This window comes from Mesorhizobium sp. ESP7-2 (assembly GCF_020164715.1).
GTDB lineage: Bacteria > Pseudomonadota > Alphaproteobacteria > Rhizobiales > Rhizobiaceae > Mesorhizobium.
Genome location: NZ_JAIUGQ010000023.1, coordinates 46,115 through 72,892, shown reverse-complemented (window position 1 = coordinate 72,892; position 26,778 = coordinate 46,115). Strand labels below are relative to the sequence as shown.

25 protein-coding genes and 1 pseudogene are annotated in these 26,778 nt (G+C 64.0%); 12 read left to right on the top strand and 14 right to left on the bottom strand.

Translation table 11 applies throughout. The annotated features are described in order from the left end of the window. Nucleotides 1–39: 39 nt before the first annotated feature. Nucleotides 40–1,359 carry a DUF3422 family protein gene (locus LB543_RS21115; RefSeq protein ID WP_224615416.1) on the bottom strand — a complete coding sequence of 440 codons (1,320 nt, stop codon included), beginning with the start codon at nt 1,357–1,359 and terminating at the stop codon, nt 40–42. A gap of 207 nt (nt 1,360–1,566) precedes the next feature. On the opposite strand from LB543_RS21115, the gene LB543_RS21110 reads away from it, so the two are divergent. From LB543_RS21110 to LB543_RS21100, 3 genes are read left to right on the top strand one after another with little or no spacing between them, the layout of a single operon-like run. Further along, the gene (locus LB543_RS21110) at nt 1,567–2,370 is read left to right on the top strand and encodes a FadR/GntR family transcriptional regulator (RefSeq protein WP_140756648.1); all 804 of its coding nucleotides are present in this window, start codon (nt 1,567–1,569) and stop codon (nt 2,368–2,370) included. 25 nt (nt 2,371–2,395) lie between these two features. Further along, complete coding sequence (locus LB543_RS21105) at nt 2,396–3,547, top strand: alpha-hydroxy acid oxidase (protein ID WP_224615415.1); 1,152 nt, start codon at nt 2,396–2,398, stop codon at nt 3,545–3,547. A gap of 19 nt (nt 3,548–3,566) precedes the next feature. Then, nucleotides 3,567–4,340, top strand: coding sequence for a metallophosphoesterase (locus tag LB543_RS21100; RefSeq protein WP_224590013.1), 774 nt, complete (start codon nt 3,567–3,569; stop codon nt 4,338–4,340). A gap of 36 nt (nt 4,341–4,376) precedes the next feature. Here LB543_RS21100 and LB543_RS21095 read toward each other — a convergent pair whose 3' ends face one another. After that, nucleotides 4,377–4,517, bottom strand: coding sequence for a hypothetical protein (locus tag LB543_RS21095; RefSeq protein ID WP_023782442.1), 141 nt, complete (start codon nt 4,515–4,517; stop codon nt 4,377–4,379). Nucleotides 4,518–4,793: 276 nt separating this feature from the next. Continuing rightward, nucleotides 4,794–5,492, bottom strand: coding sequence for a type 1 glutamine amidotransferase (locus LB543_RS21090; protein ID WP_140756642.1), 699 nt, complete (start codon nt 5,490–5,492; stop codon nt 4,794–4,796). An 87-nt stretch (nt 5,493–5,579) separates the two neighbouring features. On the opposite strand from LB543_RS21090, the gene LB543_RS21085 reads away from it, so the two are divergent. The 5 genes from LB543_RS21085 (at nt 5,580) to LB543_RS21065 (ending at nt 9,948) form a co-directional block, all read left to right on the top strand. Next, nucleotides 5,580–6,227, top strand: a complete 648-nt coding sequence (locus LB543_RS21085; RefSeq protein WP_224615414.1) for a hypothetical protein — start codon at nt 5,580–5,582, stop codon at nt 6,225–6,227. Between the two features lie 31 nt (nt 6,228–6,258). Further along, nucleotides 6,259–6,993: a 16S rRNA (uracil(1498)-N(3))-methyltransferase gene (locus LB543_RS21080; protein ID WP_224615438.1), complete on the top strand. Its 735-nt coding sequence runs from the start codon at nt 6,259–6,261 to the stop codon at nt 6,991–6,993. 145 nt (nt 6,994–7,138) lie between these two features. Next, nucleotides 7,139–8,512 carry a glutamate--cysteine ligase gene (locus LB543_RS21075; RefSeq protein ID WP_224615413.1) on the top strand — a complete coding sequence of 458 codons (1,374 nt, stop codon included), beginning with the start codon at nt 7,139–7,141 and terminating at the stop codon, nt 8,510–8,512. 90 nt (nt 8,513–8,602) lie between these two features. Further along, nucleotides 8,603–9,625 (top strand): DUF937 domain-containing protein, encoded by a 1,023-nt coding sequence (locus tag LB543_RS21070; RefSeq protein ID WP_140756636.1) that lies wholly within the window; start codon nt 8,603–8,605, stop codon nt 9,623–9,625. A 98-nt stretch (nt 9,626–9,723) separates the two neighbouring features. Next, entirely contained in the window at nt 9,724–9,948 is a 225-nt protein-coding gene (locus tag LB543_RS21065; RefSeq protein WP_224615412.1) for a type II toxin-antitoxin system HicB family antitoxin, read from the top strand. 141 nt (nt 9,949–10,089) lie between these two features. Here LB543_RS21065 and LB543_RS21060 read toward each other — a convergent pair whose 3' ends face one another. After that, entirely contained in the window at nt 10,090–10,380 is a 291-nt protein-coding gene (locus tag LB543_RS21060; RefSeq protein WP_140756632.1) for a DUF1127 domain-containing protein, read from the bottom strand. A 271-nt stretch (nt 10,381–10,651) separates the two neighbouring features. On the opposite strand from LB543_RS21060, the gene LB543_RS21055 reads away from it, so the two are divergent. The 3 genes from LB543_RS21055 to LB543_RS21045 all read left to right on the top strand — a co-directional run bounded on the left by LB543_RS21055 (nt 10,652) and on the right by LB543_RS21045 (nt 14,449). Next, entirely contained in the window at nt 10,652–11,608 is a 957-nt protein-coding gene (locus LB543_RS21055; RefSeq protein WP_140756630.1) for a LysR substrate-binding domain-containing protein, read from the top strand. 72 nt (nt 11,609–11,680) lie between these two features. Next, the gene (gene xseA / locus LB543_RS21050; protein ID WP_140812774.1) at nt 11,681–13,327 is read left to right on the top strand and encodes an exodeoxyribonuclease VII large subunit; all 1,647 of its coding nucleotides are present in this window, start codon (nt 11,681–11,683) and stop codon (nt 13,325–13,327) included. 3 nt (nt 13,328–13,330) lie between these two features. Beyond that, nucleotides 13,331–14,449, top strand: coding sequence for a P1 family peptidase (locus LB543_RS21045; protein ID WP_140812773.1), 1,119 nt, complete (start codon nt 13,331–13,333; stop codon nt 14,447–14,449). A 66-nt stretch (nt 14,450–14,515) separates the two neighbouring features. Here LB543_RS21045 and LB543_RS21040 read toward each other — a convergent pair whose 3' ends face one another. The 9 genes and pseudogenes from LB543_RS21040 to LB543_RS21000 all read right to left on the bottom strand — a co-directional run bounded on the left by LB543_RS21040 (nt 14,516) and on the right by LB543_RS21000 (nt 24,230). Next, a complete protein-coding gene (locus LB543_RS21040) occupies nt 14,516–14,767 on the bottom strand; it encodes a DUF768 domain-containing protein (protein ID WP_140756624.1) in 252 nt (83 codons plus the stop codon). 406 nt (nt 14,768–15,173) lie between these two features. Next, nucleotides 15,174–15,863: an SDR family NAD(P)-dependent oxidoreductase gene (locus LB543_RS21035; RefSeq protein WP_224615411.1), complete on the bottom strand. Its 690-nt coding sequence runs from the start codon at nt 15,861–15,863 to the stop codon at nt 15,174–15,176. A 286-nt stretch (nt 15,864–16,149) separates the two neighbouring features. Next, nucleotides 16,150–17,169 (bottom strand): isopenicillin N synthase family dioxygenase, encoded by a 1,020-nt coding sequence (locus tag LB543_RS21030; RefSeq protein ID WP_224615410.1) that lies wholly within the window; start codon nt 17,167–17,169, stop codon nt 16,150–16,152. A gap of 252 nt (nt 17,170–17,421) precedes the next feature. Continuing rightward, nucleotides 17,422–17,589 (bottom strand): annotated as a pseudogene (locus tag LB543_RS21025) (ornithine cyclodeaminase); the annotation flags it as partial. Between the two features lie 107 nt (nt 17,590–17,696). Next, nucleotides 17,697–18,593, bottom strand: a complete 897-nt coding sequence (locus LB543_RS21020) for a dihydrodipicolinate synthase family protein (RefSeq protein WP_181178362.1) — start codon at nt 18,591–18,593, stop codon at nt 17,697–17,699. A gap of 25 nt (nt 18,594–18,618) precedes the next feature. After that, nucleotides 18,619–20,691 carry an ABC transporter ATP-binding protein gene (locus LB543_RS21015; RefSeq protein ID WP_224615409.1) on the bottom strand — a complete coding sequence of 691 codons (2,073 nt, stop codon included), beginning with the start codon at nt 20,689–20,691 and terminating at the stop codon, nt 18,619–18,621. Next, a complete protein-coding gene (gene opp4C / locus LB543_RS21010) occupies nt 20,691–21,593 on the bottom strand; it encodes an oligopeptide ABC transporter permease (protein WP_224615408.1) in 903 nt (300 codons plus the stop codon). The genes LB543_RS21015 and opp4C overlap by 1 nt, the downstream gene beginning before the upstream one ends. Then, a complete protein-coding gene (locus LB543_RS21005; protein WP_140756616.1) occupies nt 21,586–22,542 on the bottom strand; it encodes an ABC transporter permease in 957 nt (318 codons plus the stop codon). Before LB543_RS21005 ends, opp4C begins: the two co-directional genes overlap by 8 nt. Before the next feature lie 86 nt (nt 22,543–22,628). Beyond that, nucleotides 22,629–24,230: an ABC transporter substrate-binding protein gene (locus tag LB543_RS21000; protein WP_224615407.1), complete on the bottom strand. Its 1,602-nt coding sequence runs from the start codon at nt 24,228–24,230 to the stop codon at nt 22,629–22,631. Nucleotides 24,231–24,439: 209 nt separating this feature from the next. On the opposite strand from LB543_RS21000, the gene nanR reads away from it, so the two are divergent. After that, nucleotides 24,440–25,150, top strand: a complete 711-nt coding sequence (gene nanR, locus LB543_RS20995) for a transcriptional regulator NanR (protein WP_263498778.1) — start codon at nt 24,440–24,442, stop codon at nt 25,148–25,150. 134 nt (nt 25,151–25,284) lie between these two features. Here the strand turns inward: nanR and LB543_RS20990 are convergent, their stop codons facing one another. Further along, the gene (locus LB543_RS20990) at nt 25,285–26,631 is read right to left on the bottom strand and encodes an NAD(P)/FAD-dependent oxidoreductase (RefSeq protein WP_224615406.1); all 1,347 of its coding nucleotides are present in this window, start codon (nt 26,629–26,631) and stop codon (nt 25,285–25,287) included. Nucleotides 26,632–26,778: the final 147 nt, after the last annotated feature.

Here is a 26,778-nt window from a genome sequence, read left to right as displayed (position 1 = left end):
TGCCGCTGCACATCTATTGCGTCCAAAGCATAGTGCGGACTATTCGCCCGGATGTTTCGCCTCGGAATGCATTCGTCGCACCCTGCGCACCCCCCACCAGACCAGCAGGATGGCGAACGGCACCGAGGCGGCGGTGACGACCTCCGGTGCGAAGGTGTGTCCAAATACCGACGCGCCCTTGGCGACATAGCCGATGAGGCCGACAACGTAATAGGAGACGGCGGCGACCGAGAGGCCCTCGACGGTCTGCTGCAGGCGCAGTTGCAGGCGGGCGCGGTTGTTCATCGAGGCGAGCAGGTCGCGGTTCTGCTTCTCGACCTCGACGTCGACCCAGGTGCGCAGCAGCGTGGTGGCGCGCGTCAGCTTGCGTGACAGATTGGCCTGGCGCTCCTCGACCGAGCGGCAGGTGCGCATGGCTGGCGCCATGCGCCGCAGCAGAAAGCCCGCCCAGGTGTCGTAGCCCTGCACAGGCTCCTCATCCAACGCCTCGAGTCTTTCCGTGACGATGCCGTCATAGGCGCGGCTGGCGCCGAAGCGGTAGAGGCTGGAAGCGGCATCGGCCTCCAGTTCGGCGGCAAGCTCCGTCAGGTCGGCGAGCAGCGTCTGGTTGTCGCGCGTCTCGGCGGCCTTCATTTCCAGCGTCGTCTGCGCCAAGCGGTCCTCGATGCGGCGAGCGCGGCCGGACAAGGTGAGCGCCAGCGGCAGGCCGAGCATGGCAAGCGTGCGGTAGGTCTCGATGTCGATCAGCCGCTGCGACAGTGCGCCGGTGCTGGCCGGAGTGAGACCTCGGTCGAGCACCAGCATGCGGGTCATGCCGTCGCCGTCCTGACGGAAGTCGGTGACGATGGCCGCGCTGCCACGCTCGACCAGCGAGTGACAGAGGCTGGTCGGATCGAAGCCGGCGATCAGCCTCTCGTTCGCCTGCGTCCATTTGCGGATCTCGAGCCGGATGCCCGAGATCACGGTTCCCGGCGGTGAAAAGCCGTTGCCGAAAGGCGAATCCTCTTGCCCCCGGCCATTCTCGGCCAGCGGCCCTTCCCAGAGATAGGTCGAGAATTCCGTGTGCCGCTCCCAGCGCAGCGTGCCTTTGCCCCATTTCATGGCGTGGTGGCGGGCATGACGCTCGGGGGCGGCGATGCCGAGGCGGCGCGACAGTTCGGAAAGCACGGCATGGTCGACCGCGGAGCCGCCTTCGGTCATGAACGAGAGTTGGACGAGCACGCGCGGCTTCTCGACCAACGGATGCGGGCGGGCATGAACCTCGCCGAGCGCGCCGGGCCGGCCTTCATGCGCCGGAAAGCCCATGACGCTGCCTTGGCTGCGCGGCTGGAATTCAAGATTGGACGTCTCGTCCGACACGTCTGGTCCCCCTGGTTTCGACCCTTCGTGCAATGGCGTCGTCTTGCTGCAATCGGCAAGGGACGTAAACAGCAAAGTTTAGCCCGAGGCGATATGCCGGCGCGGCGCAAGAATCGACCGAACGAGACGAATTGGATAAATAATTTGACCAGTTGGCGACAGTGGCCTTAATCTGCGCGACATCATTCCGTTCTCCAGGCGCTTCCTTTGAGCGACATTTTCTCCAGGATCGAGCATTCGCGCACCGCCGACGAGGTGGTACAGCAGATCGAAAGCCTCATTCTCGAAGGCGTGCTGCGCACCGGCGACCGGCTGCCGGGCGAGCGCGAGCTGGCACGTCAGTTCGATGTGTCGCGGCCCATCCTGCGCGATGCGCTGAAGGCGCTCGAAGGGCGCGGCCTGCTGTCGACCCGTCCGGGCGGCGGCACCCACGTCGCCGACATTATCGGCCAGCTGTTCACCAAGCCGGTGGCGGACCTGATCTCGACGCATCGCAAGGCGGTGGCCGACTATCTGGAATACCGCCGCGAGATCGAAGGCATAGCCGCCGAATACGCGGCGCGGCGCGCCACACCCGAGGACCTTGCCCTGCTCGACCGCATCATGGCGCGCATGGACGAGGCGCATCGCACCTGCGATTTCGACGACGAGGCCGAGATCGACGTCGAGTTCCATCATGCGATCTGCGAATGCGCGCACAACATCCTGCTCTTGCACACGCTGCGCTCCTGCTACCGGCTCTTGTCGGAAGGCGTGTTCCAGAACCGGCTGCTGGTGTTCACCGTGCCTGGCGCACGCGAGGCGCTGCTGACGCAGCACCGGGCGATCCACACCGCGGTCAAGGCCGGCGATCCAGCCGGCGCCCGCCAGGCGGCGATGGACCACATGACCTATGTCGAGCGTTCGATGGCGGAAGCCGAACGCAGCGGCGACTGGCAACGCGTGTCGCGGCTGAGGCTGCGGCAGCGTTCGGAAGCCGGCGACAACGAACCGGCGCGTAGACGCTCCTAATCAATTCGATCAAGCGGGAACCATCATGAGCGACATTCTCACCATCGCAGACCTCAAGGATCTCGCGCGCCGGCGCGTGCCCAAGATGTTCTTCGACTATGCCGACTCGGGCGCCTGGACCGAGAGCACCTATCGGGCGAACGAGGAAGACTTCCAGAAGATCAAGTTCCGCCAGCGCGTGCTGGTCGACATGAGCAACCGCTCGCTGGAATCGACCATGGTCGGCCAGAAAGTGTCGATGCCGGTGGCGCTGGCGCCGACCGGCCTGACCGGCATGCAGCATGCCGACGGTGAGATGCTGGCAGCGCAGGCGGCAGAGGAATTCGGCGTGCCGTTCACGCTCTCGACGATGAGCATCTGCTCTATCGAAGATGTCGCCTCGGTGACGAAGAAACCGTTCTGGTTCCAGCTCTATGTGCTGCGCGACAAGGACTTCGTGCTTAGTTTGATCGACCGGGCGAAGGCGGCGAAATGCTCGGCGCTGGTGCTGACACTCGACCTCCAGGTCCTCGGCCAGCGTCACAAGGACGTCCGCAACGGGCTTTCGGCGCCGCCCAAGATGACGTTGGCCAACATAGCCAACATCGCGGTGCGGCCTGGCTGGTGGATGGGCATGGCTGGCACGAAGCGCCGTACCTTCCGCAACATCGTCGGACATGCCAAGGGCGTCGGCGATGTCGCTTCGCTGTCGTCATGGACGACGGAGCAGTTCGATCCGCAACTGTCGTGGAAGGACGTCGCCTGGATCAAGGAACGCTGGGGCGGCAAGCTGATCCTCAAGGGCATCCTCGACAAGGAAGACGCGCTGATGGCGGCCAAGACCGGCGCCGACGCGATCATCGTTTCCAACCATGGCGGGCGGCAACTCGATGGCGCGTCATCGTCGATCATGGTGCTGGAGGAAATCGCCGATGCGGTTGGCGACCAAATCGAAGTCCATATGGACGGCGGCATCCGCTCCGGCCAGGACGTTTTGAAAGCGCTGTGCCTAGGCGCCAAGGGCACCTATATCGGCCGGCCATTTCTTTACGGCCTTGGCGCGCTGGGCAAGGAAGGGGTTACCAAAGCGTTGGAAATCATCCGCAAGGAGATGGACATCACGCTGGCGCTGTGCGGAAAGCGTCTGGTCACCGACATGGGCAAGGAGCAGCTCCGACGCTACGTCCGTGACATCTGACCACGGAGATATCCAGACCTTGGCGGAACCTGGCATCCATTTCCTCGACGCACATGGGCCGGACGGCGTGCGTCTTTACGCGATCGGCGACGTGCATGGCCGGCTCGACCTGCTGGCCGCCATGCACGGACAGATCAAGGCCGAGATCGCGAGGGACCTGGTCGCTGACTGGCGCATCATCCATCTTGGCGACTATGTCGATCGCGGACCCGACTCCAAGGGCGTCATCGACTTTCTGATCGAGGCGCGCGAACGCGATCCGCGAAACATGATGCTGGCCGGCAACCACGACATCGGCTTTCTCGACTTTCTCAAGACACCCGACCCCGAAGGGCTCTTCATCCGTTTCGGCGGCATCCAGACCGCGCAATCCTACGGGGTGACGATCAACAACGGCAGCGGCGTTTGGTTCGGCAAGGCGGAATCAGCCGTGCGCAGGGGCCATCAAGCCCTGCTCGACGCCGTGCCGCAAAGTCATGTCGATTTCCTGCGATCGCTGCCGTTCTCGGTGACATCGGGCGACTTCTTCTTCTGCCATGCCGGCATCAGGCCAGGCATTCCTTTGGACAATCAGAACCCGCAGGACCTGATCTGGATCCGTGACGTCTTTCACGACCACACCGGCCTCTTCGCCAAGATCGTGGTGCACGGCCACACGCCCGTCCCCGAGGCGGAAGTGATGGCCAACCGCGTCAATGTCGACACGCTTGCCTGGCAGTCAGGCATGTTGACCGCGCTCGTAGTGGACGGCGCAGACAAACGCATCCTGGAAATGTCGATAAAGGAGCCTTGAGGACCCGGCGCCCGAGGGCGCGACGGATGCCTTGGCCTAGCGCAGGGAAGCGGTGACGCCGTAGCCGTCGACGGCGTTGTGGTTGTTGGCCGCATCGGCGGCGTAAATACCAAGACCGCAAAGCACAATGGCGGACAGCATGGCAAAGGACAGAAGCGCTGCTTTCACGGAGGTCATCTCTTGTTGAGCTTCCTGCATCTGTGCACGAGGCGGTTACCAATGCGTTGAAACGGAAAAATCGCTTCAAAGTTTCGACGATTTCGCGCTTCTAGGCGTGTTCTGTATCGATGGTGTGTCGCACGGGTCACACAAAAGGTTCATCCCGGTTGCACAGCCAGCGTAGGGCGCGCGCCTTCTAGGATGGCGGCCGGACACAAGCCAAGGATGAAAAGGTTTTCCCCAGACGGATTCATGGCCGCGTGCCAATTATGTCACGCGAACCGTGAGCGGACGTTAGATGGTCGCCACCCAAGCACGGGCGATGGCGAGACCAGCCGCATCGGCGTCGGGACCGTTGCGGGCCATTTCACCATCGAGCTTGCCGGCCCAGTCGGGATGGCGCGCGGCAATGGTCGGGGCGAAGGAGGAGCTCCAATCCTTCACCATCGGCCGGTCGGCCTCGAAATGGAACTGGAAGCCATAGACGGCGCGGCCGACGCGAAACGCTTGGTTTTCTGCGACATCGTTGCCGGCGAGCCGCACGGCGTTTTCGGGCAACACGAACGTGTCGTCGTGCCACTGGAAGATCGGGAACTTTTCCGGCAGTTCAGCCAGCACCGGATCGGCCTTGGCATCCGGCGTCAGCGACACGCCGCGCCAGCCGAATTCGTTGGCGCCGCCGATGCGGTTTTCGCCGCCAAAGGCGCGGGCGACGAGTTGGCTGCCGAGGCAGATGCCGAGCACGGCGCGGTCCTTGCCAGCGAAATCGCGGGTCAGTTCGAGCAGCGCCGGGAAATAGGGATATTCTTCGTCGGCCAGCGCATTCTGGCCGCCGCCGAGTACCACCATGGCATCATGGCCGGTTGCGTCCTCAGGCAGCGGATCGCCCATGTAGGGAAGGCGCACATCGAGATCGGCACCCGCTTCCGCCAGTGCCGCACCGACCTGGCCGAGGCCGGTGTTGTCGTAGTTCTGGACAACCAGCACACGCATCGAAAACCCTGCTGACATGAAAAAGGTGCCACGAGCGATATCATGGCGCCGGCATTTCAGCCAAGATGCGAGCACGCGGAGAAGACTATGCCACTGCAGAACCGGGTCGATCCGTTCGGCGCCATCCACGCCGTGCCGGAGCGCGGCCTGTTCACCGGCAATCGCGGCATTATCCACGACCCCGCGACAAGGACTCTCCTGAAAAAGCGCTGGGCGCTTCAGGCCTGGATCATCTGCGTGTGTCAATTCCGCAATGTGCGGCGCGAGCCGATGGGCCGCAACCGGGCCGGTGGCAAGGCCGGCTGGACCGAGCTGTTCTTTCTCGACGAGGTGACGGCGCTCGCGGCCGGACATCGCCCCTGTTTCTTTTGCCAGCGCGAACGGGCCAGGGATTTTGTCGCCCGCTTCGGCCAAGCCTTCGGTATTGCCGAGCCGCGCGCCCCGCAGGTCGACAAGCGATTGCACAGGGAGCGGCTGGCGTCGGGCGGCAAGCGGCCGGCTGTCGCGATGGATGCGCTTGCCCGCCTGCCCCATGGCGCGATGATCGCAGCCGGCGGCAACGCCTATGCCTTGCGCAAAGGCGAGGCATTGCCATGGGCCTTTTCCGGATACGGCCCGCCAACCAGCCTTGATCGGTTCGAGGATGAGACGCTTGTGCTGCTGACCCCGGAGACGACGCTTGCCGTCCTGCGTCATGGCTTTCAACCCGTGTGGCATCCTTCCGCCAAGGCTTGACGCCGGCGGCCGCCTCGCCCATTCCTCGGCCATGCGCGCCAACTACAAGATGCAACGTCTGTTCGTGCCCTATGACCTCGGGCCAGACATCGAGTTCGAGCCCAGCCAGCAGCAGAGCCATTATCTCTTGCATGTGCTGCGGCTCTCCGAAGGCGCGCAGATCCTTGTCTTCAATGGCCGCGACGGCGAGTGGTCGGCAGCGATATCAGCGAAATCAAAGCGATCGGTGCGGCTGAAGGTACTGGCGCCGCAACGGACGCAGCCGCCCCTGCCCGATCTCATCTACTGCTTCGCGCCGCTGAAGCAGGGCCGGCTCGATTATCTCGTGCAGAAGGCAGTCGAGATGGGCGCCGGCGTCCTGCAGCCGGTCATCACCCAGCATACCCAGGTGGCAAAGCCGTCCATCGATCGCCTGCGCGGCAATGTCGTCGAGGCAGCCGAACAATGCGGCATCCTGGCGGTGCCGGAGGTTCGCGAGGCGGAAAAATTCGAGCGCCTGCTGACCGGCTGGGACAAGGAAAGGCGACTGATCTTCTGCGACGAGGACGCCTCGACCAACAACCCGCTGCCTGCCTTGCAGGCGGTAAAGGAGAAGAAGCTCGCCCTGCTGGCGGGGCCCGAGGGCGGCTTTTCCGACGAGGAGCGCAAGATGCTGCGGGCGCTCCCCTTCGTGACCGCTATTCCGCTAGGGCCGCGTATCCTGCGCGCCGACACGGCGGCGGTGGCGGCGCTCGCGGTGATGCAGGCAACAATTGGCGACTGGTAGGACGTTGTCTCTTGCAAGAGGGGTTTGCCGGCCGTGGTCTTCAATTCCTCTTGACCTGTGGCTCAGGATTTTTCGCTTGATCGGCTACTGACATTTCGTCCATTTAGCGCCGGCGGTGGGTCCAACCGCCTTTGAGGGCTTGACAATGGCGCGCGACACAACCGATTTCCGGCCCATCGAAGGCATAGACGAGCTTGTCGAGCACCTGGCCGAAGGCAACAAGCCGCGCGAAAAATGGCGCATCGGCACCGAGCACGAGAAATTCCCGTTCTATGTCGATGGCAACGCACCGGTGCCTTATGGCGGCGAGCGCGGCATCCGCGCCATCCTTGAAGGCATGCAGAACAAGCTGGGCTGGGATCCCATCATCGATGACGGCCGCATTATCGGCCTGGTCGAGCCGACAGGCCAGGGCGCGATTTCGCTGGAACCCGGCGGTCAGTTCGAGCTCTCCGGCGCGCCGCTGGAAACGATCCACCAGACCTGCCGCGAAGGCAATGCCCATCTGGCGCAGGTGCGCGAGATCGCCGAGCCGATGGGCATCCGCTTCCTCGGCCTCGGCGGCAGCCCGAAATGGTCGCTGGCCGAGACGCCGAAAATGCCGAAGTCGCGCTATGAGATCATGACGCGCTACATGCCCAAGGTCGGCACCAAGGGCCTCGACATGATGTACCGGACCTGCACGATCCAGGTGAACCTCGACTTCGAGAGCGAGACCGATATGCGCCGCAAGATGCAGGTGTCGCTGAAACTGCAGCCGCTTTCGACGGCGCTGTTCGCCAACTCGCCCTTCACCGACAGCCGGCCGAATGGGCTGCAGAGCTGGCGCGGCGACATCTGGCGCGACACCGACAACCAACGCTCCGGCCTGCTCGAATTCTGCTTCTCGCCCGATTTCGGCTTCGCCGACTATGTCGAATGGGCGCTCGACGTGCCGATGTATTTCGTCATCCGCGACGGCCGCTATCACGACATGACGCATATCTCTTTCCGCCAGTTCATGACCGGAGCCGCGCGCAATGAAGTGCCTGACGGGCTGCCGACTATGGGCGACTGGGCGAACCATCTGTCGACACTGTTCCCCGACGTGCGGCTGAAGCGCTTCCTGGAAATGCGCGGCGCCGATGGCGGTCCCTGGCGGCGCATCTGCGCGCTGCCGGCATTCTGGGTCGGGCTGCTCTACGACGAGGCGGCGCTTGACGCGGCCGAGGCGTTGACGTCGAGCTGGACCTACAAGGAAGTGCTGGCCATGCGCAATGCGGTGCCGGAACTCGGCATTTCCGCGCCTTTCCGCAACACCACGCTGCGCGAAGTCGCCCGCGACGTCATGGCCATTTCGCGCACCGGATTGAAGAACCGCGGCAAGAGGAACCGCGACGGCTACGACGAAACCTCGTTCCTCAACACGCTCGACGAGGTCGTGGCGCGCGGCACGACCAGCGCCGAGGAGATGCTGTCGGCCTATCACACGCGCTGGGGCGGCTCGATCGAGCCGGTATTCATGGAATATGCCTATTAACCCCGCGCGCTAGCGAGCGGCAAAAGCTGCTTCAATCGGGCATTGAAACGAATTAGGCTCTCACCTGAGGATTTCCCGGAGGAGAAGCCGATGCCTACCTTGTTCGACATGCTGACGCAGGCCCAGAACGGCAACGGCATGCAGGCGCTTGCGCAACAATACGGGCTTTCGCTGCAGCAGACACAGGCGGCGGTCGCAGCACTGCTGCCGGCCTTTTCACAAGGGTTGCAACGCAATACCGCCGATCCCTACGGGCTCGGCGCCTTCATGACGGCGATGGCAAGCGGCCAGCACGCCAAGTATTTCGAGGACGCGACCCGCGCCTTCTCGCCCCAAGGCGTCGATGAAGGCAACGGCATCCTGGGACATTTGTTCGGCTCCAAGGAGCTGTCGCGCGCGGTGGCCAGCCAGGCGGCGCAGGCGAGCGGCGTCAGCCAGCAGATCCTGCAGCAGATGCTGCCCGCGATCGCTTCGATGGTGATGGGCGGACTATTCAAGCAGACGACAAATCAGATGCAGGCCGCGGCTGGTCTTGGGGGTGGCGGCAATCCGCTGGGCGAGATCATCGAGCAGATGATGCGGCAAGGCGGCATGCAGGCGCCGGCGCCACAACAGCGCCAGTCGCCGCCGCCGCAGATGGACAACCCGCTCGGCAAAGTCTTGCAGGACATGTTCGGCGGCGGCTCGGCGCAACCGCAAAGCCAGCCGCAGCCGGCACCAAATCCCTACGGTGACAACCCGCTCGGCAAGGTGCTGCAGGACATGTTCGGCGGCGGCGCGCCGCAGCAACCACAAAGCCAACCCCAGCCACAGCAGACACAGAGTCCCTACGGCGACAACCCGCTGGGGAAAATCTTCGAGGAGATGCTGCGGCAAGGCGGAGGCTTCGGTGGCATGCCGGGCGGGCAGCCCACCCCGCAACAGCCTCAAGCGCCGCAGCCGCAGCAGCGCCAGCCACCACAGCCGCAAGCCAATCCAAGCGGCCGGCCAAGGAACCCGTTCGACGACATTTTCGGCAAGATGTTCGAGACCGGCGCCCAGCAGCGCGACGAATACCAGAAGGGCGTGGAAACGATCTTCGACCAGTTCAAGCGGGACATGGACCGGCGGTAGCAGTTCAAACGTCCGAGACAAATCCATGAGCAAACGGCTGGAGCAGATGCGCCGCAATATCCGGAAACCCGTAACATTCATCGACGAGGCAAAGAGACATGACTGACAGACTCGAATATCCGGTCATCATCGCGCCGCTTGCGATCGAGGACGGAGGTGGGTTTTCAGCCCTTGTACCAGATCTTCCTAGTTGCATGAGCGACGGTGAGACTCCCGAAGAGGCCGTCGCAAATGTTCAAGATGCCATAGCGTCCTGGATAGAGGCCGCGCATGATCTCGGCAGATCGATACCAAAGCCGTCGCGAAAGCTGGCATTCGCCTGAGCAAAAAGAAAAGCCCGGTCCTTGGGAGGACCGGGCAGCGTGCAGGCAGGCCGGCGGGGAACCGGCAGGGAGTGGGGAGCCTGCATGAACCTTGGTCGCGCTGAACCGTAAAAAGGTTCAACTGAACCGAAACTCAGCCAATCAAGCCACCTTGCGGGCGATGTCCTCGATCGTTTCCACGCGATCGCTGGCGATTTCGCGCAACCTCGCCGTCGGGTCGCGGCCAAACGGCACGCCGATTGCGACATGCAGGTCGGCGCGCGTCAGGCCGATATCGGCGAGCTCGGCGTCCGACATCTCGCCAAGACGGTAGAAAGCGCGGCGATTTTTCCAGGCGCGATAGGCGTTGGAGATGGTGTTGGCCACGCGCGTCGCAACGGCCGGACGCGAGGTGATGCGCGAGGTCTCGGTGGCGAAATCGATCGTGGTCATGTCGGTCTCCTTCAGACTGCCGCATGACCCCGAACCGGAGGTTCGGAAAAGGATCATGCGCAAAAACAAGGGCTACAGCGTCCTTTGCGCGTCCAAAGGACGGCGACGCTGTAGGGCGGATGAAACCCGACGATCGGCGCTGATGACAGCGGCCGTTCCGGCTTCGATTCACATGCCTTCATGTGGACAATGCCAATTTGCCATCGACCGATTGATTAATCCAACGAATGTTTTTAATCTTTGGCATCAACACTCGTGATGGATCACATCGATGAAAGCACCGCTCGATCTCGATCAATTGCAGACCTTCATCTCGATTGCCGATACCGGCAGCTTCACGCGCGCAGCGGAAGAAGTGCACCGCACCCAGTCGGCGGTGTCGATGCAGATGCGCCGGCTGGAGGAGCGGATCGGCAAGCCGCTGTTCGAGAAGGAGGGGCGCAGCAACAGGCTGACCGAGGAAGGCGACAAGCTGCTCTCCTACGCAAGGCGGCTGCTCTATCTCAACCGCGAGACGCTCGCCGCCTTCGACGACCAGCGGCTCGAAGGCACGATCCGCATCGGCACGCCGGACGACTATGCGGACCGTTTCCTGCCGGAGATCATGGCACGCTTCACGCGCTCCAATCCGCGCGTCGAACTGACCGTCATCTGCGAGCCGACGCCGGGGCTGGTCGAACACATCAAGCGCGGCAATCTCGACCTGGCACTGGTGACGCACAACGACGTGCGCGGCCAATCGGAGGTGGTGCGGCGTGAACCGCTGCTGTGGGTCTCCTCGGCCAATCACGCAACGCACGAGCAGGAAATCCTGCCGATGGCCTTCGGCCGGCCGAACTGCATCTGGCGGCGCGCCGCCGTCGACGTGCTGGACCAGCAGAACCGCGACTACCGCATCCTGTTCACCAGCTTCTCTGCGACGGTGATCACCGCCGCCGTGCTGTCCGGACTGGCAATCTCGGTGCTACCGGAATGCGCGCTCAGGCCCGGGATGCGGGTGCTGGGCGAAGCCGACGGCTTCGGCGCCCTGCCCGACTGCCGCATCGGCATCATGCGCGGCCAGACCTCGCGACCGGAGATCGTCGATGCGCTTGCCCGCCATATTTCGGAAAGCCTGGACAACATCTCGATCCCGCTTGGCGAGGAGACGGGAACGTTCGACTTCGCGGCACTCGCCTTCGCCAAGATGAAGCGGAGCAAGCCGAACCAGATCCTGCCAGGCTGGTAGGATGCGGGTCATGACTATCGGGGCTGACATGGCCGCCTTGACGTCGGCGCCCAACCAGCCCCCAATCGGCAGATGAGCGAAGCAGCATCCGAATCACGCACCAACGCCACCGAATACACGGTGAGCGAAATATCAGGCGCGCTGAAGCGCACGGTCGAGGACGTCTTCGGCAATGTGCGGGTGCGCGGTGAAATCTCGGGCTATCGCGGGCCGCATTCCTCCGGTCATGCCTATTTCGCGCTGAAGGACGACCGCGCCCGGCTCGACGCCGTGGTCTGGAAAGGCACGATGAGCCGACTGAAATTCCGTCCCGAGGAAGGGATGGAAGTGATCGCCACCGGCAAGCTCACCACCTATCCCGGCAAGTCCAACTACCAGATCGTCATCGACAATCTGGAACCGGCCGGCGCCGGGGCGCTGATGGCGCTGCTGGAGGAGCGCAAGCGCCGGCTGCAGGCGGAAGGGCTTTTCGAAGCGGGCCGCAAACGCCGGCTGCCATTCATGCCGCGCACCATCGGCGTCGTCACATCGCCGACCGGGTCCGTCATCCGCGACATCATCCACCGCATCAAGGACCGTTTTCCGCTGCATGTGCTGGTCTGGCCGGTGCGCGTGCAGGGTGACACGGCGAGTGCGGAAGTGACCAATGCCGTCACCGGCTTCAACGCCCTGGCATGGGACAGCCCGATCCAGCGCCCCGATTTGCTGATCGTCGCGCGCGGCGGCGGCAGCCTGGAAGATCTATGGGGCTTCAACGACGAGACACTCGCCCGTGCCGTCGCCGCATCGGGCATTCCGGTGATTTCGGCCGTCGGGCACGAAACCGACTGGACGCTGATCGACCTCGTCGCGGATGTGCGGGCGCCGACACCGACGGGCGCGGCCGAAATCGCCGTGCCGGTGAAGGCTGACCTCGAAGCGACGCTGGCCAGCCTCGGCGCACGGCTCAAGGCCGCGGTGCTGCGCAATTTCGAACGCAAGCGGCAGGCAGCCCGTGCGGCGGCGCGTGCGCTGCCCTCGCCCGATCAATTGCTGGCGCTGCCGCGCCGGCGCCTGGACGAGGCGACATCGAGGCTCGGTCGTGGCCTGATGGTTTCCACCGAGCGCAAGCGGGCACGGTTCTTCGCCGTAAAATTGACGCCGGCAATGCTGTCGCAGCGGATTGCCGAGGCGCGGCGCACCAACGACCGTAACCTTTTGCGCGCGCAAGGGGCCCTGCGCACTCTGGCGAGAAGCCGGCGCGCGGAGCTCAATCGTGCCGCGGATCAGTTGCCAAAATGCGCCATGGCGTCGTTGCAGCGGCACAGGCAGCAACTGGCTTTGCTCCAGGGCCGCATCACGATCGAGCCGACAGCCCGGCGGCAACGTGTGCAGAGGGATTTGCTGACGGCTTTGACGAGACGGGGCGGCCAGGCGATGCTGCTCAGGCTGGAGCGATTGCGCGGCCGCATCGTCCAGGCCGACCGGCTGATGGCGACGCTTTCGCACAAGGCCGTCCTGGCACGCGGTTTCGCGCTGGTGAAGGATGCCGACGGCGCCGTCATCAAGCAGGCCGCCGACGTGGCGTCTGGGATGGCGCTTTCGCTGGAGTTCGCCGATGGCACGGCGGACGCGGTGGCGACCAGCGGCGCGGCGCGGCCAAAGCCGGCTGCTAGGCCCGCAGGCAAGGCCCCAGTTGCCAAGACGAGGGAACCCGGCGATCAGGGATCATTGTTCTAAGGCATGACCGACAATCCGCACCATCTGGCAACGCCGTCCGGCAAGCCGCGCGCGCGAAGCTTCAATATCGGCTTCGACGGAACGCCTGGGCCGTTCAACGCGATCACCGACGTGCCCGGCGTCGCGGTCGGCTATGCGACGCTGATATCGGGCGATGGTCCGCTCAGCGTCGGCAAGGGACCGGTCCGCACCGGTGTCACAGCGATCCTGCCCAGGTTGCGCGCCGAGCTGGCGACGCCGGTTTTCGCCGGCATTTTCAGCCAGAACGGCAATGGCGAGCTGACCGGCTCGCACATCATCGAGGAAACCGGCGCCTTCAACTTCCCGATCACCATCACCAACACGCATTCCTGCGGGGTTTCGCGTGACGGCACGCTGCGCTGGATGAACCAAGTGCTGCCGGCGGCCGTCGACAGCGCCTGGGGCTTGCCGGTGGCGGCGGAGACCTATGACGGGTTTCTGAACGACATCAACGGCCACCATCTGACATCGGAGCACGTCGCCGAAGCTCTAGACGGCGCCGCCGGCGGACCGGTCGAGGAAGGCAGTGTCGGCGGCGGCACCGGCATGATCACTTTCGGCTTCAAAGCCGGTTCCGGCACGGCCTCGCGCATCGTCGCATGGCAAGGGCGCACCTACACGGTCGGCTCCTTCGTGCAGTCGAATTTCGGCAAGCGGCGCAATTTCACCATTCGTGGCCTGCGTGCCGAATCCGAACTCACCGAGCCGGCGATCCGCGAAGCCACTTCGCGCGCGGAAAAGGGCTCAATCATCGCCGTCATCGCGACCGACGCGCCTTTCCTGCCGCACCAGATGAAGCGGCTGGCTCGCCGCGTGCCGCTCGGCGTCGCCATGACAGGCGGCTTCGGCTACCACAGTTCGGGCGACATTTTTCTCGCCTTCTCGACAGCGAATCCTGCCGCGGCGCTGGGGCTGACTGGCCGGATCGCCAGCGCCGATTTCATTCCCGATGTGGACATCGACCCGTTCTTCGATGCCGTGATCCAGACGGTGGAGGAATCGATTCTGAACGCTCTTGTCGCCAATCACGACATGACCGGTCGTGATGGCAATTTCGTGCCTGCCCTGCCGAAAGCGTGGCTCAAGGAAAGATTTGGCTGAGAAGGGTGGCTGAGACGAAAACGCGGGCCGAAGCCCGCGCAGCCAGACAGGATTGTCCCTGAAAATCTATTCCGCGGCCTCGCTGGAAGCCTGCTGGTTTTCGTCGGCCTCCGCCGCTTCCTCGAGCCGGGAAGCGATGAGTTCCTGGATGTCGCCGACTTCCTCCTGGATGTCCTCCAGCGGTATGCCGACCTCGGCCGCCTTGGCGGCGCATTCCTTGGCCAGTGTCTCGGCCTGCTTCTCGATCCTGGCGTGGGACTGGCAATGGACCTTTTCGCCGATCCATCCCCGCAAGAATTCGATCGCGTGTTCACTCATACTGCTGTTCCCTTGCGGCAAAGCCGGTTGGCAATCATAAACGTCGGCATCCCGCAAAGGATGCATGTTCCCATTCCAGCCGAGTCGCGGCCAGCCGGCAAGCCGAAGCTGTCCAGGGTCCACAGAGCCGAAGGAAATCGAGGGGTGAAGGACATTTTCTGATTCTGAAGGACTGTACCGTTGGCGGGATCGGCCCGCTCCGAGCAATTGCTTCTACCTTTTACGGCTTCCAGTCCGTTTCGTATCTCAACGGCTGTCGCTACAGCCGCCTTATGACGTTACGCTTCAAGGCACGAGCCATCGAAGCCGCCGCTATATAGTGACATCCTCATGCGATGTCGACTCTCCTCGAGGTCGTGCATATGAGCCATGCGAAAGTCACATCGATCATCAAACCAATTCCGGGTCAGAAGGTCTCCACCCACGGCCTGAGCTCCATTTCCCAGGTCCAGGCGCTGCGATGCTGGCGATGGATGGCGAGATAGGCCTCGGCGATCGCGTCCGGCGACAGCCGGCGATCTTGCGGTTCGGACTCCTGGTCGGAAACGGCCGAGGCAATGGCGCCGTCGATGATGAAATGCGCGACGTGGATGTTCTTGGGCGCCAGTTCGCGGGCCATTGACTGCGCCAGTCCGCGCAATCCGAATTTGGGCATCGCAAAGCCGGCGGAACCGGCGAACCCCTTCACGCTAGCCGTCGCTCCGGTGAAGAAGATCGATCCCGCCCCTTGAGCGATCAGCCGGCGGGCTGCCTGCTGAGCCACCAGGAATCCGCCATAAGCCCCAACCAGCAGCGCCTGACGGACCGCCTCGGGATCGAGCTCCGCGATCGGACCGCGGGCGCGTCCGCTGGCGTTGAAAACCAGCAGGGAAAGCGGACCAGCCTTGTCGGCGACATCGAACAGGCCCTCCACCGACGCTGGATCCGAGACGTCCGTCGCCACGGCTTGCGCGCCGGTCTGCGCCCGCAATGCATCGAGCTTCTCGATGTTTCGGGCGGCCAGGATGACGTGGAATCCTTCCCTGGCGAGAAGACGCGCGAGCGAGGCGCTCAAACCGGAGCCCGCCCCGGCAATGACGGCGACGTTGGATGTCATGAGACCTCTCCTTCTTCCACTGATTGCAACGGCTGGCACCTGTTGAACCCTGCCGGATCACAGCCGCGGCGGCAACGCGCAGGCGGAAAGAAAAATGGCCGGGCGCGAAACGGCCCGGCCAAAAAGAAGGTCATAACCTTCAGAGGGGAACACCGTTCAGCGAAATGGGAGGAAAACACCGAACGGGTTTTCAGATTTTGGACCGATCCTTGTGCGTATACGACGAATGATTTTCCAAAATCAGCCGGAATTACGAAAAATCCCGTTCGTTCTTGCTTCAACTGGCTCAACCCGCCCCAGTTTCCGGCCCCAGCAGGTCGGCGTAATGGCGGCGCGCGACGCCAGGGTGCGAGCGCAACCGGCTTTTGAGCACATTGGTTCCGACATCGCGAAACAGCGGATTGTCCGGATCGCTGGCCGGCCCGCGCGCCCGCGCCGCCAATTCCTCCGGCAATTCGAGCAGCGGTATCGTCGCGTCGAGTTTGGCGCTGAAGAAGAACGGCACCGAAATGCGTTCAATACCGACGGGCGGCGTCACGACGCGATGCACGGTGGCGCGCAAATAGCCGTTCGAGGCCAGTTCGAGCAATTCACCGATGTTGACGACGAGCGTGCCAGGAATGGGGTCCACATCCACCCAGCTGCCGTCATACTCGACCTGGAGCCCCTTGTTGTCATCCTGAAGCAGCAGCGTCAGGAAACCGCCATCCTTGTGCGCGCCGACACCCTGGTCGCCGCCGGTCGCCTCGCGGCCGGGGTAGCGCACGATCTTCATGCGATGGTTGGGCTGCTCACGGTAGATCAGGTCGAAGGCATCCTCGGGTTGGTCGAGCGACAGCGCGAAAGCTTTCAACAGCCGGATCGCCACTGCTGTTGCCTTGGCCTGCCAGGCAAGCAAGGCGGGTTTGAGCTCCGGCAACGCAGCGGGCCACTGGTTCGGCCCCTGCAGCCGCGTCCAGGCGGGAATTCCGGTGCCTTGCGCTATGGGCTGGCGCTCGACCCCGATGTCGAGCTGTTCGCGCCAGTCCGCCTTGCCCTTGGTCAGCTCGCCGCCGGCGCGCGTATAGCCGCGGAACTGCGAGGACTTGACCATTTCGATCGCGAGCTTGTCGGCCTCGGCCAAGGCAAAGAAGCGGCGCGATGCGGTGAGCACTTCGCTGATCTCCGCCCAGGAGATGCCATGTCCGGCCAGATAGAAAAAGCCGATGTCGCGCGAAGCTGAACGCAGATCCGCCAGGAACGTCCGGTGCTCCGAGGCGCCTTGCTCAAAGCGGCTCAGATCGAGCACGGGTACTATTCTGGGCATATCAGGCTCCTTCCTGGTTTCTGCGGATGTGTGCCCATTCGCAAACCAGTCCCGTTGGACATGCGTGCACTCTTCGGCAGTCACAACCGCCAGCAATGCCCGCAAGTCTCATCGACTCCAGATTGCCAAGAAAGAAACGATCGGCCCTTCGAGGCCGCCGCGGCGAACAATTTTTCCACGCACGCTGGCTGGCTGACAACGACCGCGATCATTCGACAGATACGGACCGCCGGCAGGCGCGCGACCAATACCCTATTGGGCTGCCCTCAAGAGCATGCCGAAGAGGTCGCGCGGCTCGTCGGGATCGGCCAGCATGTCGAGTTCCTGGTAGAGGCCGGTCGAGGTCAGCTGGTCCCTGACATAACGCAGCGCCGAAAAGTCCTCGATGGCGAAGCCGACTGAATCGAACAGCGTAATCTGGCCGGCATCCCGCGCGAACGTGACGCCGCGACCATCGCGCAGATCGGCAAGCTGCGTTTTTCGCCGCTCAGCGTGGCGCCCGCTTCATCGGTAAGGGGAGCCGCGCCTCACGCCAGCCACTCCTTGATCGCCGGGCGGGCAAGCACCGCACGCATGCGGTCCTCGGCATCTGCGACAGCCAGCGCCATCGGCGCGCGGGTCGGGCCGCAATCGACGCCGATGACGCGGAAGGCCGCCTTCATGCCCGGCAGGACGCCGGTTTCCAGCAGCGCCTCGACGAAGTCCTGCGACACTGTCTGCAGCGCCTTCCCCCGTGAAAGATCGCCAGCGCGGACCGCCTGGTCGATCGCCACGTAGAGCCTGCCGAGCAGATTGTAGGTGGTGCCGATGCCGCCTTCGGTGCCGAGCATGCCGGCGGAGGCATAGATCTCATCGAAGCCGTAGTAGAAGAGCTTTTGCGGCTGCCGCTTGCGCAGCAGGGAATATTTGAACAGGTCGGTGGAGGTGAACTTGATGCCGACGACATTGTTGAGATCGAGCAGCCGGACCAGCAAGGCAAGCGGCAGTGGCCGGCCGGTGCGCAAGGGGATCTCGTAGACGATCAGCGGCAAGTCCGTTGCCGCCGCCAGTCCCTGGTAGTAGCCGAAGACTTCCTCGTCGGAGAACGGGTAGGAATGCGGCGGCAGCGCCGACAGCGCGTGATAGCCGAGCTTCTGCGCCTGCCGCGCCAGGCGGATGGAATCGCGCAGGTTCGGCATGCCTACATGGGCGATCAGCTTGACGCCACTCGAGGCGGCGCCGGCGAAAACCACCTCTTGCTGCGCCAACAATTCGTCCACCGTCAGCAAGCCGGATTCGCCGCTGCTGCCACCGACATAGAGACCGGCCAGACCCTGGCGCAGCACATAGTCGTTGATGTTGCGCTGGCGTTGCGGATCGAACTCGCCGGCATCGCTCAGTCCGGTCATCAGGGCGGCATACATGCCCGCCAATTGCTTGGTCATTGGGATCCTCGGCTTTCCAGATTTGTCATGATGTGGCTTCGCCAGCGTGGTGGCAGGCGACGAGATGGCGGCCGGTGACGGCGGAGCCGAAATCGCGCTGTGCCGGATCGACCTTGGTGCAGATCTCGGACGCCAGCGGGCAGCGCAGATGGAAATGGCAGCCGGGCGGCGGCTTCGACGGGTCGGGCACGCCACCGCCAAGAACGATACGGCGGCGCGTGCCGCCGGCCTTGGGATCGGGCACCGGGATCGCCGACAGAAGCGCGCGCGTATAGGGATGCAGCGGTGCGCCAAACACCGCTGGCGTGGTGCCGATCTCGACGATGCGGCCGAGATACATCACCGCGACGCGGTCGCTGAAATAGCGGATCATCGACAGATCGTGACCGACGAACAGATAGGTCAGGCCGAGGCGCGCCTTGAGGTCGTCGAGCAGATTGACGATCTGCGCCTGGATCGAGACGTCGAGCGCCGAGATCGGTTCGTCGGCAATGATGAATTTCGGATTGGTGGCAATCGCGCGCGCAATGCCAACGCGCTGGCGCTGGCCGCCGGAGAGCTCGAACGGATAGCGGTTGCGCAGCGCTTCCCGGAGACCGACCAGCGCCAGCAACTCGTCGACACGGGCATCGCGCGAGGCGCGCGTGCCGATCTTCTGCGCACGCAACCCTTCGCCGATGATGCGACCGACGGTCATGCGCGGGTTGAGCGAGCCGAACGGGTTCTGGAACACCATCTGCATGTCGCGGCGGCGCTGCTTCAGCTCCTCGCCGGTCGCGCCCGCATAGTCCCTGCCCTCGAAAACAATGCTGCCGGCGCTTGGGCGCTCCAGGCCCAGGACGGCGCGGCCGGTCGTCGACTTGCCGCAGCCGCTTTCGCCGACCAGCGCCAGCGTCTCGCCGCGCATCACCTCGAAGCCGACGCCGTCGACGGCATGCACCGCGCCCACCTGCCGGCGCAGCACCCCGCGCCTGATCGGGAAATGCACTTTGAGGTCCGTGACGGTGAGCAGCGGTTCCTGCTTCGGCGCCGTCACGGCGGGCTTGTCCGCAGCGGCCGTGCTCATGCGCGGCAACCGCTCCACCTCCCGCCAGCGCCAGCATGCGGTGGTGTGGCCGGCACCCGCACCTTCCAGCGGCGGCTTTGCCCGGCTGCAGCGCGCCTCGGCATAGTCGCAGCGCGGGGCGAATGCGCAGAAGGTCGGCGCCAGCGTGACATTGGGCGGCGCGCCCTTGATCGGCACCAGCCTGGTGTTTGCCGCCGTCAGCGACGGGATCGAGTTGAGCAGGCCGATCGTATAGGGGTGCTTGGCTGCCGAAAACAAATCGCCGACCGGCGCGGATTCGATGATCGAGCCGGCATACATCACCGCGACGCGATCGACGAAGCCGGCGACGAGGCTGAGGTCGTGGCTGATCCAGATGATCGCCATGCCGAGCTGCTTCTGCAGGCGCACGACAAGTTCGACGATCTGCGCCTGGATGGTGACGTCGAGCGCCGTCGTCGGTTCGTCGGCGACCAGGATCGAAGGCTTGCACACCAGCGCCATGGCGATGCCGATGCGCTGCAACTGGCCGCCCGAGAACTGGTGCGGAAACGCGCGCATGCGCTGCGGCGCGTTGGCGATGCCGACCAGCGCCAGCATGTCGAGCGCCTGGCGCTCGGCCTCGGCCGCGTTCAGGCCCTGGTGTTCGCGCAGCGCCTCGGTCAGTTGCAGGCCGATGGTCAGCACCGGGTTCAGCGACGACATCGGATCCTGGAAGATCATGGCGATGTCGCGGCCGCGTATCCGGCGCAGCTCGCTGTCGGGCATGGCCAGCAGATCGCGGCCACGAAACAGCGCGCGGCCCGCGGTGACGCGGGCCGGCGGCTTGCGGATCAGGCCCATCAGCGTCTGCACGGTGACCGACTTGCCGGAGCCGCTCTCGCCGACGATCGCTAGAGACTCGCCCTCGGCGAGCTCGAAGGAGACGTCGTTGACGGCATAGACGGAATTGCCGCGCGGGCCGAACTCGACGCTCAGCCCCTGCACGGAAAGCACCGCCTGCTGCCCGATCCCCTTCGCGGCCCTGTCGACGGCAAGCATGTCGGCGCCCATCATTTGCCACCCATGATGTGCTGCGGATCGAGCGCGTCGCGCAGGCCGTCGCCGACGAAGTTGATGCTGAGCACGGCCATGGCGATCATCGCGCCGGGCGGGATCCACATCCAGGGCTGGCTCTCCAGGATCGACAGCGTGCGGGCGTCGCGCAGCATGTTGCCCCAACTGGCGGCCGGCGCCTGCGCGCCAAGGCCGAGGAAGGAGAGCGAAGCTTCGAGCAGGATGACGGTCGCGACGTCGAGGGTGATCGCCACCAGGATCGGGCTCAGCACGTTGGGCAGGATGTGTTCGAGGATGATGACCGAGGGCGAGGTGCCGAGCGAGCGCGCGGCCAGGATGAATTCCTGGTTGCGCAAGGCCAGGATCTCGCCGCGTGTCAGGCGGGCGATGGAGGGCCAGCTCAGCAGGCCGATCACGACCATGGTGTTGAAGATGCTGGGCCCGACGACCGCGACGAAAGCGATGATGATGACCAGCCGCGGGAAGGTCAGCACCATGTCGATCAGGCCCACCAGCAAGAGGTCGGCCTTGCCGCCGAAATAGCCGGCGACGCAGCCGATGAAGATGCCGATCGCGGCCGAGATCGCCACGGCGACGAAGCCGACCGTCAGCGAGACGCGGCCGCCATAGAGGATGCGGGCGAAGATGTCGCGGCCGGTGCCGTCCGTGCCCAGCCAGTGCATGCCACCGGGCGGCTGGTTGCGGCCCCTGAGGTCGATATCGTTGGGGCCGTAGTGTGCGATCAGCGGCGCGAGCACGCAGGTGAGCACGATGATGGCGAGCATGATCAGGCCGAGGGTGGCAAGACGGTGGTGGAGGAAACGGCGCGCCGCCTCGCCCCACAGGCCGCGCGAGGCGCCGGCGGCGATCGTCATGTCGGCGGCGGTAGCGTCAGTCATAGCTCACCCTGGGGTCGAGCACGCTGTAGGCGAGGTCGGTGGCAAGGTTGGCCAGCATGACGATGATGGCGGTGATCAGCACGTAGCCCATGATGACGGGGCTATCCCGGTTCACCACGGAATCGATGAACATCAGGCCGATGCCGGGCCACTGGAAGATGGTCTCGATCACCACCGAGCCGCCGAACAGCGTCGGCAGCGCGAGGCCGAAGACGGTGACCAGCGGGATCAGCGCGTTGCGCAGGCCGTGGCGCAGCGTGATGGTGCGAGGCTTGAGCCCCTTGGCCTTGGCGGTGCGCATATAGCTCTGGTTCAGCACTTCGAGCATGCCGGCGCGGGCATAGCGCATGAAGATCGCGGCACGGAACAAGGCAAGTGCCGCCGCCGGCAGGATCAGGTGCCTGAGATTGTCGAGGAGCGAGAAGTTTTCACCAGCCGTGGAAATGCCCGACGACGGCAGCCAGCGCAGTTCCAGCGCAAAAACATAGACGAGCAGCAGTCCCATGAAGAAGTCCGGGATCGAGACCCCGACAAAGCCTGCAAGCGTCAGCGAATAGTCGGTGAGCTTGTATTGCCTGAGCGCAGAGATCACGCCCAGCGTGGTGCCGATGACGAACGCGACGAGCAGTGCGACACCCATCAGTTCCAGCGTCATCGGCAACCGCTCGACGATGATGTCGCCGACACTGCGGCCATTGACGAAGGAGCGGCCGAGATTGCCGTGCAGGATCTGGCCGATCCAGTTGAGGTACTGGATATAGACCGGCTGGTCGAGGCCGAGTTCGCCGCGCCGCATGGCGATCAGCTCCTCGCTCGACGGCGCCTCCGCCGTGATCATCGCCAGCACCGCGTCACCGGGCATGGCATGCGCAATGGCAAAGACGATGACGGTGACGCCGAACAGCACCGGGATGCTGAGCAAAAGTTTTCGCAGGAGATAGCTGAGCACCGGCCTCTCCTATGGCTAAAGGCGGTTCTGAGACAACGGATCGTGAGGCTCGCTCAGAGCCCCACGACCGCCAGGGATATCCGAGGCTATTTCGCCACCTCCCACTTCTCGACTTCGTTGTAGACGGGGTGATTGAAGATCACGAGCGGCTGTTCCTTGAAGTGCTGTGCGAGGCCGACGATGCGGTTGTTGAAGGCGAGCGGGCGCACCTCGTTCCAGAGCCAGGCCTTTGGCAGGTCCTGGTTGAGGATGCGCGAGGCCTCCTGATAGCTCGCCGCACGCGTGGCGCGGTCGTTGGACTCCAGTCCCTTGTTGAAGAGCTCGTCGACCTTTGGGTTGCAATAACCCATGGCGAGCGGCTTGGCGCCGCAGACGACCAGCGGCGAGCCGAGCGAGGGATCGAGCCCCATGCCTTGCGCGAAGAAGCCCATCTGGAAGCTGCCGTCGGCATAGATCTGGTTGATCGCCGCCGGATCGAGCAGGCGCGGCTGGATGTTGACGCCGACGGCGGCCAGATAACTCTGGATGGCGGTGACGGTGTCGACGTTCATCTGGTCGGAATAATAGTAGATGAAGTCGACCGGTTGGCTCGCATCCCAGCCAGCGTCGGTGAGCAACTGCTTGGCCTTGTCGGGATTGTAGTCGTAGGGTTCGAGGTCCTTGGCACGCGCCCAGTCCTGCGGGAACAGCGTGTTCAAGAGTTCGCCGGCGCCCTGCTTGACGGTCTCGATGATCGCCTTGCGGTCGATGGCATAGAGCATCGCCTGGCGCACGCGCACATCGGCGAAGCGCTTGTTCTCCAGGTTGAACTGCAGGTAGGTCGGCAGGCCGGCGGAGAATTTCGGCAGCACGGTCAGATAGTCGAGTTTTTGCAGCCGAGGCAGCTCAGAGATCGGCACGCCGCCGCCCTCATAGGACATGGCGTCGACCTCTTGCGTCTCCAGCGCGGCGATGATCGGCGGCACATCCTTGTAGATCTGGTAGATGATGCGGTCGAGCTTGGGCGCGCCGAGGAAATAGTCGGGATTGCGGTCGACCTCGACATACTGGTCGCTCTCATACTTCTTCCAGATGAACGGACCGGTGCCGACGCGGTTGACCCAGAAGGCATTGCCCTTGATGTCGGCGGGCGCGACCTTGCCCAGTATGTGCTCGGGAAAGATGCTGATCGCGATAAGCTGCAGCTCGACCCAGAGCGGCTTGGCGCTGTCGAGTTCAATCTTGACGGTCGCGTCGTCCAGCGCCTTCACCCCGGCAAGTGAGGTCGCCGAGCCATCCTGGAAGGCCTTGTATCCGGCTACGGCGGAAAGCTTCTGCGACCAGGGCGAGCCGACCTTCGGGTTGGCGTAGAGGTTGAGGCTGAACACTACGTCCTTGGCGGTGAAAGGCGTGCCGTCATGCCATTTGACGCCATGGCGCAGGTTGAAGACATAGGTCTTGCCGCCGTCCGACGTCTTCCAGCTCTCGGCCAGCATCGGCTGCACGCCGTCGCCCGTCCACTTGATGTGGACGAGGCCCTGCAGCACCGTCTCGTCGAGGCGGTGGCCGCAGGTGGTGTGCAGCGTGCCCATCTCGATACAGCCGGTGCGCATGGCGGAGCGGAATGTGCCGCCTCCTTCGGCCTTCACAGCGCCCGCGGCAAGCATGAGCGCCAGGGCCGGCAAAAGGCTGATCAGAAATCGTCTCATGGAATTCTCCTCCCTTCGATTGTGTCGGCCGGTTGCGGCTGACCTTGGAGCGCGCCTTCTCGCGGTCGCTTGGTCGCGGTTTCGCGTCCAGTCGCTCATTGGCGCGTAGCGACATCCTCCCACGCTCGGTCGCACCAAACCCTGGCGATCCACAGATCCTTGCCCGTGCTCGCTTGCGGCAACTGGTCTAATAGCTTAAAAGGTAGACCATGCACAATATGCCGGTCCGAAAAAAATTGTCCGACGAAGTCCGTCTCCGCCTGGAGGCGATGATTCGCGACGAGGTCTATCCGGTCGGCGCTTCGCTGCCGTCCGAGCGCGAACTGATGTCGATGTTCGATGTTGGGCGCCCCTCGGTACGCGAGGCACTATTTGCACTGGAAAAGATGGGCCTTGTGCGCATCAACAGCGGCGAGCGGCCCAAGGTGACGCGGCCGACGTCGAAGAACATGCTGGAGCAGCTGACGGGCACCGCGCACCTCCTGATGGACCAGCCCGACGGCATTGGCCATTTCGAACAACTGCGGCTGTTCCTCGAAGTCTCGATCGCACGCCATGCCGCCGAGGTGGCGACACGCCAGCAGATCGACGCGGTGGCGGCGGCACTTGCCGAAAACGAACGCGCCATTTCACGCGCCCGCGCCTTTGCCGTCACCGACGTCGCCTTTCACCGCGTGCTGACCGCGATCCCCGGGAATCCGATTTTTCTCGCCGCGCACGAAGCGCTGGTGGAGTGGCTGATCAACCAGCGCATCCACATGGCCAACACCGAGCTCGAAAACCGCATCAGTTTCGCCGGCCACAAGGCAGTTTTCGAAGCCATCGAGCGGCACGATCCGGAAGCCGCCGGCCAGGCGATGCGCGAGCATCTGGAAAACGCCCGGCGCAAGTTCAATTCCGGCCGGGTGAAACCAGATTAGCCGTCTCGCGGAGCCTGTACACCAGGCGAGGTCTAGAGCGGTTCAGCGTTTGATAGAAACGCCGAACCGCTCTAACTCTTTGTTTTCACGCAATTCCGGACAGAAAACCGCTACGCACTTTTCCTGGAATTGCTCTAAAGCGATGGCCCCATCCGCATCGGGCTGCCGTCGCTGAAACGGGATTGACGGAACCTGTGAAGGTTATGTCCAGTCTCGTTGCCCTGGATCAAGTCGGACAGGACGCGGCCCATGCCGGGCCCTATGCCAAAGCCGTGGCCGCTCATCCCTGTAGCGATGACGAGGCCCGGAACCGCAGCCGTACGATCCACGACGGGGACGACATCCGGCATCGCATCGATCATGCCGGCCCAGCTTGCCCTGAGCGGCACCGCCTCGAATTGCGGAAAAAGCTCCTTGAACCCACGATCGATGGCGCGAAGCGCCTTGGCCTCCGGGGCGGGATTGAGAACGCGCATCCGTTCGAACGGGCTTTCCTTATCGGCATCCCATTTGCGTGGGGTAGACCAGCTGTCCGGATATGCACGAGGCGCCGCCGGCAGGTAGCGCGTGCCGAAAGGATTTGCCTTCAGCGCGGGCAGATATTTCGGCGCGTGGCGCAATGCATCTGGCCCGACATAGAGCAGGTTGCTGCCTCCCGCCGCCAGCGTGTATCCGCCGTCCTTTCTACGGCGGAAGGCGATGCGTTCGTCCGCTGCGGCGCCCGCATGGATTTCCGGCATCGGCGCGGTCGCCGCGACGGTCGTCCGGACGCTGAGCTGCGGGATCGAGACGCCATGCGCGCGCAGGAACAGCGACGTCCAGGCGCCGCTGGCGACAAGCACGTTCGACGTGGCGATGCGGCCTTGTTCGGTCCAGACACCGCTGATGCGCCCCGCGGAGATATCGAGCATGCGTGCCGCACAATTCTCGACGATGGTGACACCATGGCGAGCGGCCAGGCGGGCAAGCGCCGGCACGGCGACCCAGGGCTCGGCACGCATGTCCGACGGCGTGGTCATGGCGCCCTTGAAGGGGCGTGACATGGCCGGGATCAGCCTGGCGGTCTCATCCCGGTCGAGGAGACGCGTGTCGACGCCATGAGCTTCGGCGATCTTCAGGAACTTGGCGAAATCAGCCATCTCCTTGTCGGTCCGCGCAAGATAGGTCACGCCGGTTTGCGTCAAGCCTATATCTTCGCCGCACTCCTCGGCCAGTTGGCGCCAGAGACGCTGCGCTTCGATGACGATGGGCAGTTCGTCCGCGTCGCGGCCCTGCTGTCGGATCCAGCCCCAGTTGCGCGAGGACTGCTCCGCGGCGACGCGTCCCTTCTCCAGCAAAGTCACCGGTATATTGCGCCGCGCCAGGAACAAGGCCGCGGTCACGCCAATGATGCCACCGCCGACAACGACCACGTCCGCCGTCTTCGGCAGCGGCGCCTGAAACTGGATCGGACTGGCTTCGGTGAAAGGGAAGATCGTCAAAGGATTATCCTTTTTCATAAGCATGACCCTTAGCCGGGGGCGGGAAATTCGCCCGCCTTCATGGAGCGCTGGCCAAGCATGAAGTGCATCAACGATGCACTACACGACCGGTCTTGAAAATTTGCATGCCAGTTCAACGAAGTTGTT